Genomic DNA, 7,622 nt, shown 5'->3' with positions numbered 1-7,622 from the left:
CGGCTGGGAGGGCCGCTCGGTGGGGGATGGGCGTTCCGTACGGGAGGGACGAGCGGCGCGTACGGGGCGGGCCGCCACGCAGGAGGGGCAGGTGGGCACGGGGCGGGCTGTGCGGGAGGTGCGGCGGCCGTCGGTGCTGCTGCCGGAGCTGAGCCTGTACACAGACGCGGAGTTGGAGACCGAGGGGGATTACGACGGGCTGGAGTTCGCGGACACCGACCTGACGGGGCAGGCGGGGCGCGGGGCCCGGTTCATGGACTGCGCGGTGCGGCGGTGCGCGCTGGACGAGACGGTTCTGAGCCGCGCGCGCTTCATCGACAGCGTGCTGGACGGGGTGCGCGGTGTGGGGACGGACCTCTCGCAGGTGTCGCTACGCGACGTGGAGGTCTTGGACGCCCGGCTCGGCGGCGTTCAGATGCACGGGGCGGTGCTGGAGCGGGTCGTGGTGCGCGGCGGGAAGGTGGATTTCCTCAATCTGCGCAAGGCGAAGCTGAAGGACGTCGCGTTCGAGGGCTGTGTGCTGGTCGAGGCGGACTTCGCCGGCGCGGAGCTGGAGCGGGTGAGCTTCGACGACTGCACGCTGACCCGGGTGGACTTCAGCGGCGTACGGATGCGGGACGTCGACTTGCGCGGGGTCGCCCGCCTGGACATCGCCCGGGGCATCGACCAACTGTCGGGCGCGGTGATCAGCCCGGCCCAGCTGATGGATCTGGCCCCGGCGTTCGCGGCGGAGATGGGGGTGCGGGTGGAATGACGGTACGGGCGGGGACAGGAGCGTGGGGCGGGGCGAGGCCGCCCGTAGGGGCGGCCGCGGTCGGGCCGGCACCGCTCATACGCGGGGGAAGCGGGCCTGGAGGTCCCATACGGCGGGGTTGTCGGCGAGCCCGTCGTGCAGGTCGGTGAGGTCGGCGATCAGGTCGTGCAGGAAGTCGCGGGCCTCGCGGCGCAGCTCGGAGTGCTGGAAGGTGAGCGGGGCCTCGTCGGCCGGCATCCAGTCGGAGTCGACGTCCACCCAGCCGAAGCGGCGCTCGAAGTACATCCGGTCCGCCGATTCGGTGAAATCCAGTTCGGCGTACTGCGGCTGTGCGGCGCGGTTGCCGAGCGGATCGCGGTCGATCCGTTCCACGATGTCGCACAGGGCCCAGGCGAAATCCAGCACCGGCACCCAGCCCCAGGCGGTCGAGACCTCACGGTCCGCCTTGGTGTCGGCCAGGTAGACGTCGCCGCAGAAGAGGTCGTGGCGCAGGGCCCGTACGTCCGCGGTGCGGTAGTCCGTTTGCGGCGGGTCCGGAAAACGGCGGGAAAGGGAGTAGCCGAGGTCGATCACGTCCTCGATGGTGTCACGCTCGTACGTTCGTCCGCGCCGCCGCGGTCGGCACAGCCGCCCGGGGTGTCGTCGGCAGCGGGCACGGCGCATGCGCAACGACTCGGACCGACGAGTCGGAGCGACGGGACCGGACCAACCAATTCGACAGGAGCAATGAGACCGGGCCAAGGAAACCAACCGGCGTAACGGGCCCGGACCAACGAAGCAGGATCAACGGAGCGGGTCAACGAAGCAGGATCTACGAAGCAGGGGCATCGAAGCCGGAACAACCGACCCGGATCAGTGCATCCGGTCAGTCAGAGGGTGGGGATGATCATGTCAGGTACCAAGGCCAGACGCTCGGGCGGCGCGCTGTTCGCCGCCGCGGCGCTGGTGACGCTGCCGGTGTTCGGTACGGAGCGGGGGGCGGCCGCCATGGCCGCGTCGGCGCCGGCCTCGACGGCAGGGGCCACGGTCGCGGCGGAGAACGCCGGGGAGCCCGCGGGGAAGAACAGCGCCTCGCCCGGTGATCGCGGCAGTGGGCAGCGGTGGCGCGGCGCCTGGGCGACCTCGCCGCAGGCACCGCACGCGCTGATGCCCAACTGGTCGGTGACGGGCTTCACCGATCACACGGTCCGGCAGGTGGTTCGGGTCAGTACGGGCGGCACCAAGGCCCGTATCGAGCTGTCCAACCGCTACGGCCGTACGCCGCTGAAGGTGACCGGCGCGACCATCGCCCGCGCGGGCAAGGGGGCGTCGGTGCAGGCCGGATCCGTACGGGACCTGCGCTTCGGGGGGCACCGGTCGGTGACCGTACCGGCGGGCGGCGAGGTGCGCACCGACGGGCTGCCGATGAAGGTCCGGGCGCTGGAGTCGCTGACCGTGACGCTGTACCTGGCCGGGCCGACCGGACCGGCCACCTTCCACCAGGCCGCCTGGGCCACGACCTACCGCGCGAAGGGCGACCACCGGTCGGACACCGGCGCGGCGGCCTTCACCGAGAAGTCCGGGTCCTGGTACTACCTGTCCGGTGTCGAGGTCTCCGGCGGCAAGGACGACGCGCGCCGGGAGGCAGTGGTGACCTTCGGCGACTCCATTACCGACGGGTACGGCTCCACCACCGACGCGAACCGTCGCTACCCGGACGCGCTCGCCGAGCGCCTCGCGGCCACCGGACACCCGCGCGGCGTGCTCAACCAGGGCATCGGCGGCAACCGGGTCACCGCGGACTCGTCGTGGGCCGGGGAGAAGGGCGTGGCCCGCTTCCGGCACGACGTACTCGGTGAGCCGAACGTGGGCTCGGTCATCGTGCTGGAGGGGATCAACGACATCGGCGCCAGCGCTTCGCCGAACTGGCCCGATGGCCCGGCCCCTGACGTGTCGGTCGCCCAACTCATCCAGGGGCACCGGTCGTTGATCCGCCAGGCGCACGCAGCCGGGGTGAAGGCGATCGGCGCGACGGTCACGCCGTTCAAGGGCGCCGACTACTACTCCGAGCGCGGCGAGGCCAAGCGCGACGCGCTCAACGCCTGGATACGCACCTCCGGCGAGTACGACGAGGTGGTCGACCTGGACCGGGCCCTGTCCGACCCGTCCGACCACGACCGTCTCGCCCCGGTCTACGACTCGGGTGACCACCTCCACCCGAGCGACGCGGGGTACCGCGCGATGGCCGAGGCGGTGGATCTGGACGAGTTGTGAGGTGGTGAGGGGGTGGGGCGGCGAGGAAGTGGGATGGTGAAGTGGTGAGGTAGTGGCGCTGCCCAGGGGCGGGCGGGGCGGGCCTCTGTCGGCTGCGGCGTAGGGCCGTCCGGGGGAGCCGCCTCCGCCGTGCCCGTCCCGTAGTGCCCCTGCTGCGGTGCCCTTGCTGCGGTGCCCCTGCCGCTGTGCCCTGGGAGGGTCCAGCCGTCGACGATCGTGTCGTTTACGGGAGTCCATGGGCTGGCCGGGGAGGGGCGTCGCGTGCCGGCGCGTGCCGCCCCCCGGCGTCGGCCCCGACCGCCCGGCTGGTGCTGCGCGGGCTGCGGCGACCGCAGCATGGTTCAGGTCGCGGCGGCCGCGCGAGCCTCTCCGCGGGGAGGCCCGCGGGGAGGCCGTGGGGAGACCCGCGGGCAGGCCGCGCAAGATCGGGACGGGTCGGGCGCTGGCGTCGGAAGGGCGCTGGCGCGGGAAGGGGCGGAAGTGCCGGGGCGGCGGAGGCGCGCGCCGGGCACCGCTTGGCTGGGGTGCCCGACGTGGCCGCTTGAGGCTAGGGCTCGGGCCGAGAGAGGGGCCGGGGACCCCGCGCTACGGCTTTGTCTTTGTGGCCGCGGTGATCTTGTGGAGGTGGATGAGGACATCGAAGGAGCGGGCGATCGCGACGCGGGCGTCTGGGTGGGGGAACTCGGTGCCGATGTTGCGTGTGGGGCGAGTGGTGTTCAGCCAGGTGCGGGCGGCCGGCGGGGCGTGGCGTACGTCGAGGTAGAAGTTCCGGTGGCGGACCTTGTCGAGGACGTACTCGTTCGTGGCGGGCTTCGGGGCGCCCACGGTGAATTCCTTCCAGTCGCCGGTGAGGGCGGCGTCCTTCGACAGGAAGGAGCCTTGATAGAAGGTGAAGCCGATGGGGAGGTAGTCCCTGCCTACCAGGTCGCGCAGGAACGAGCCCTGCGTCTTGGGGTACAGCTCGGGGTCACCGGCGGCGTAGCCGACGTGGTCGTTCTGTGCCGAGAGAAGGACCTTGTGGCCGGCACGCCGCTGCCACCAGGTGACGTTCCGGGCCATCACCTCGTCGCGGAAGCGCTGGGCGGCGGTGACCGAGGCGGGGTTGTCGATGTCCATGGTGAGGAACTTGGTGGTCTGGGCGATGAACTGGGCGTTCTGTACGGCCCAGGCGTACGCGTCGCCGCCGCTCGCGGTCCCGGCCACGGCCCCGGTTTCGGTTCCGGCCACGGCCCCGGTTTCGGTTCCGGCCTTGGCTCCGGTTCCGGTACGGGGCCTGTCCCCGGAGTCCTTGTGGCTGATGAGCAGTTCCAGGGCCTGCTGTGCCTTGTCGGCCAGTCGCTGGCGTTCCGCCATCGGCTTGCGGAAGTAGGCGAAGACATCGTCGATCGGGCGCAGTCCGGCGTACAGCTCGTTGAGCCGTGGCAGTGACTCCGGGTGGGTGCGCTGTACGTAGCCGGTCACCCGGGCGAAGAAGGCGTCGTTGATCGACGGGGCGCCGATGTCGTCGCCCATGAAGTGGACGGTGCGGTGGGGGTGGCGGCGGTTGTAGTCGCGCATCCAGGTGATGAGGCTGACGAATTCCTCGCGGTCCCAGGGCGAGTTGACCAGCGCCCGTTTGGCGATCCGTCGGGCGTCGCCCTTGCCGGTCTGCAGGTACTCGTCTATTTCGAGACCGGCGGACCAGCTCAGCTCCAGGGCGAAGGTGGTGAATCCTTTTTCCTCGACCAGGTGGCGGAAAAGGCGTTCCTTCATCGTGAAGAACTCGTGGGATCCATGGGTGGCTTCTCCGAGGCCCACCACCTTGGCGTTGCCGATCATTGAGGAGACGGCGCGCAGATCGGCTGTGTTCCGGCCGGGATCGGTTGAGCGGAGCGGGTGGGCTGCCTGCTCCAGGGCGCGGACGGGGCTCTGGTCCCCGTAAACGGAAGCGGCCCGGCCCGTCGGAGCCGCCGATGCCGATGCCGATGCCGATGCCGATGCCGAGGGGGCGGGGGCGGGGGCTGCCTGAGCTGTTACGGGGGTGAGGGCCGCGGCTCCCAGCGTGATCACCGCTGCCGTCGTCAGGAGTCTCCGTCGGCTGATGTGGTTACGGTGCTTGGCCATGATGTCCGTCCCTGCGCTTGTGTGCGGTGGCTTGGGATGGATCATGGCCCGCGTGCCCATGGCTGCGCGCTGGGGCCAGCCGCCCGATTCGGCAAGGGGGTGCCCCCAGTAGGAAAGTGCCCTCACCAGAGGGGAACGCCCCCACCAGGAGGAGTGCACCCAAGGACACCCCTACAGGGCGCCTCCACCAGGACGGGCCCCACCCCGGCGCCCCATGGCATCACCGACCAGTAACCTCGCCACCCATGAGAAGCGTCGAACTGGGCGACACCGTCGAAGACTTCGGTCACCTGGTCGCTCACATGGAGAAGACCGGAGAGCGCGTGCTCCTCACTCAGGACGGCCAACCGCACAGCGTGCTGCTTCCGGCGGCCGAGCTGGCCGAGTTGGAGTACTGGGCGCAGCGGTTCCTCGGCGCCCGGATACCGCCGCCGGACGCGGCCGGGGAACGGCCGCCCGGGCCGGTGCGGCACGGCCCGTACGTGCGATACGTGCACGTGGACGGCGAGCGGATGACGTTCACCCGGGGGCGGGCGGTGGTGGCCGAGTTGCGTCCTGCCGGGTGGCTCAGTTGGCTGGAGCAGCAGGCGGTCTTCGGGCGGCAGGAGTATATGGACCCGGAGCAGGCGGCGGCGTTCGCCGAGTTCCTGGCCAGGCAGCCATCGGTCGGCGAGCAGTGACGGACGGGTGGGATCCGGGGGAGAGGAGGCAGCGGGCTGCCCGGCAAGTACGTCCGTGAACGACAACGTCGGCCTTCACGACCACGGAAGGCCGCAAAGACCGACGTCATACCGGGCCCCGATCGCCCAGCGCAATCGTCCGACGGAAGCGCTTCACGGACCCGCCCGACGGCCCCGCCCGACGGACCCGCCGCACGGACCCGCCCGACGGATCCATCTGACGTACCCGCCCGAATCCGCAGCGGACGCGCCGGACGCGATACCCCGCCCAGGCGCAAGCCGCCCACCAGCAACTCGCGCCCGTCGCGGACGTACGACCACAAGGCCGAATCTTTACAAGGCCGAATCTCTACGAGATCAGACCTCTAAGAGCTCAGACCTCAGACTCAGACCTCAGACGTTGACGCCGAAGTCCTTGGCGATGCCGGCCAGGCCCGAGGCGTAGCCCTGGCCGACGGCGCGGAACTTCCACTCGGCGCCGTTGCGGTACAGCTCGCCGAAGACCATGGCGGTCTCGGTCGCCGCGTCCTCGCTCAGGTCGTAGCGGGCGATCTCGGCGCCGCCGGCCTGGTTGACGATGCGGATGAAGGCGTTGCGGACCTGGCCGAAGTTCTGGCTGCGGTTCTCGGCGTCGTAGATCGAGACCGGGAAGACGATCTTGTCGATGTCCGCGGGGAGGGCGGCCAGGTTGACCTTGATCTGCTCGTCGTCGCCCTCGCCCTCACCGGTGACGTTGTCGCCGGTGTGCTCGATGGACTGGTCCGGCGTGACCTTGTTGTTGAAGAAGACGAAGTGCTGGTCCGAGTAGACCTTGCCGGCCGCGTTGACCGCGATGGCGCTGGCGTCGAGGTCGAAGTCCGTGCCGGTGGTGGTGCGGACGTCCCAGCCGAGGCCGACCGTGACGGCGGTCAGGCCCGGTGCCTCCTTGGTGAGCGAGACGTTGCCGCCCTTGGACAGGCTTACAGCCATGGGGATGTCCCTTTCCTCGTCGAAATCGTCGGGCTCCGTACTCCGGACGAAGCTACCGTCACCCTGGACAACGCCATGAAGGGACCGTCGGGTTCCAGCTCCTTTTACTTTCTTTGCCAATTCCTGATGCCGGGTGGTGCGGGAGGGGCGGCCGGGCGGCCCGGCAAAACGACGTGACGCGGGCGGGCGGACGCGAGATCATGGGGGCATGTCAGGGCCCTATGTCATCCGCGGCTCGGTCGCTCTCCCGGAGGCCGAGCTGATGTGGCGTTTCTCGCGCTCCTCGGGGCCCGGCGGCCAGCACGTCAACACGTCGGACAGCCAGGTCGAGTTGCGTTTCGACGTGGCCGCCACGGAAGTGCTGCCCGAGGTGTGGAAGGAACGGGCGCTCCAGCGGCTGGCCGAGCGCGGCCGGCTGCTGCAGGGCGGAGTGGTGGCCGTACGGGCCTCCGAGCACCGTTCCCAGTGGCGCAACCGGGAGACCGCCGCCGTACGGCTCGCCGCCCTGCTCGCCGAGGTCACCGCGCCGCCGCCCAAGCCGCGGCGCAAGAAGCGAATACCGCGCGGCATCAATGAGCGCCGACTGCGGGAGAAGAAGCAGCGCGGCGACATCAAGCGCGGGCGCTCCGGCCGCGACTGGACGTGAGCGAAGTCCCGCGACGCGAGCGCGGGGCCGCGATGTGAGCGGAAGGCCGCGATGCGCGGCAAGAGCCGTGACGCGCGAAACGGACCGCGCCCACCCCGACATCCCCAGCCGTACGCATTCCCGTAGCCCGGCTGTACACCCCCGCGACCCAGCCGGACGCATCCCGCAGCCCAAACCCCACACCCCAAGCCTTCACCCCATGCGCCCCACCCCGGGC

The 7,622-nt window shown here is 70.7% G+C and carries 7 protein-coding genes; 4 read left to right on the top strand and 3 right to left on the bottom strand.

What is annotated here, in order from left to right; all coding sequences use genetic code 11:
• Positions 1 to 109 precede the first annotated feature (109 nt).
• Positions 110 to 754: a pentapeptide repeat-containing protein gene (locus ADK86_RS11810; RefSeq protein ID WP_053696551.1), complete on the top strand. Its 645-nt coding sequence runs from the start codon at positions 110 to 112 to the stop codon at positions 752 to 754.
• A 75-nt stretch (positions 755 to 829) separates the two neighbouring features.
• Here the strand turns inward: ADK86_RS11810 and ADK86_RS11805 are convergent, their stop codons facing one another.
• The gene (locus ADK86_RS11805; RefSeq protein WP_030645943.1) at positions 830 to 1,327 is read right to left on the bottom strand and encodes a hypothetical protein; all 498 of its coding nucleotides are present in this window, start codon (positions 1,325 to 1,327) and stop codon (positions 830 to 832) included.
• A 309-nt stretch (positions 1,328 to 1,636) separates the two neighbouring features.
• Here ADK86_RS11805 and ADK86_RS11800 point away from each other — a divergent pair, with 309 nt between their 5' ends.
• Positions 1,637 to 3,007, top strand: coding sequence for an SGNH/GDSL hydrolase family protein (locus ADK86_RS11800; RefSeq protein WP_053696550.1), 1,371 nt, complete (start codon positions 1,637 to 1,639; stop codon positions 3,005 to 3,007).
• A 585-nt stretch (positions 3,008 to 3,592) separates the two neighbouring features.
• On the opposite strand, the gene ADK86_RS11795 is transcribed toward ADK86_RS11800, so the two are convergent.
• Complete coding sequence (locus tag ADK86_RS11795) at positions 3,593 to 4,825, bottom strand: erythromycin esterase family protein (protein ID WP_063788977.1); 1,233 nt, start codon at positions 4,823 to 4,825, stop codon at positions 3,593 to 3,595.
• 530 nt (positions 4,826 to 5,355) lie between these two features.
• On the opposite strand from ADK86_RS11795, the gene ADK86_RS11790 reads away from it, so the two are divergent.
• Positions 5,356 to 5,790 (top strand): hypothetical protein, encoded by a 435-nt coding sequence (locus ADK86_RS11790; RefSeq protein ID WP_053696548.1) that lies wholly within the window; start codon positions 5,356 to 5,358, stop codon positions 5,788 to 5,790.
• A gap of 393 nt (positions 5,791 to 6,183) precedes the next feature.
• Here ADK86_RS11790 and ADK86_RS11785 read toward each other — a convergent pair whose 3' ends face one another.
• A complete protein-coding gene (locus ADK86_RS11785) occupies positions 6,184 to 6,759 on the bottom strand; it encodes a TerD family protein (RefSeq protein ID WP_053696547.1) in 576 nt (191 codons plus the stop codon).
• 208 nt (positions 6,760 to 6,967) lie between these two features.
• On the opposite strand from ADK86_RS11785, the gene arfB reads away from it, so the two are divergent.
• Entirely contained in the window at positions 6,968 to 7,405 is a 438-nt protein-coding gene (gene arfB / locus ADK86_RS11780; RefSeq protein ID WP_030604878.1) for an alternative ribosome rescue aminoacyl-tRNA hydrolase ArfB, read from the top strand.
• The last annotated feature ends 217 nt before the right edge of the window (positions 7,406 to 7,622 follow it).

Origin of the sequence: Streptomyces sp. NRRL F-5755, from assembly GCF_001279365.1 — a bacterium.
Lineage (GTDB): Bacteria > Actinomycetota > Actinomycetes > Streptomycetales > Streptomycetaceae > Streptomyces > Streptomyces rimosus.
The sequence above is the reverse complement of the archived record's forward strand: the minus strand, read 5'-3'. Positions and strand labels throughout refer to the sequence as shown.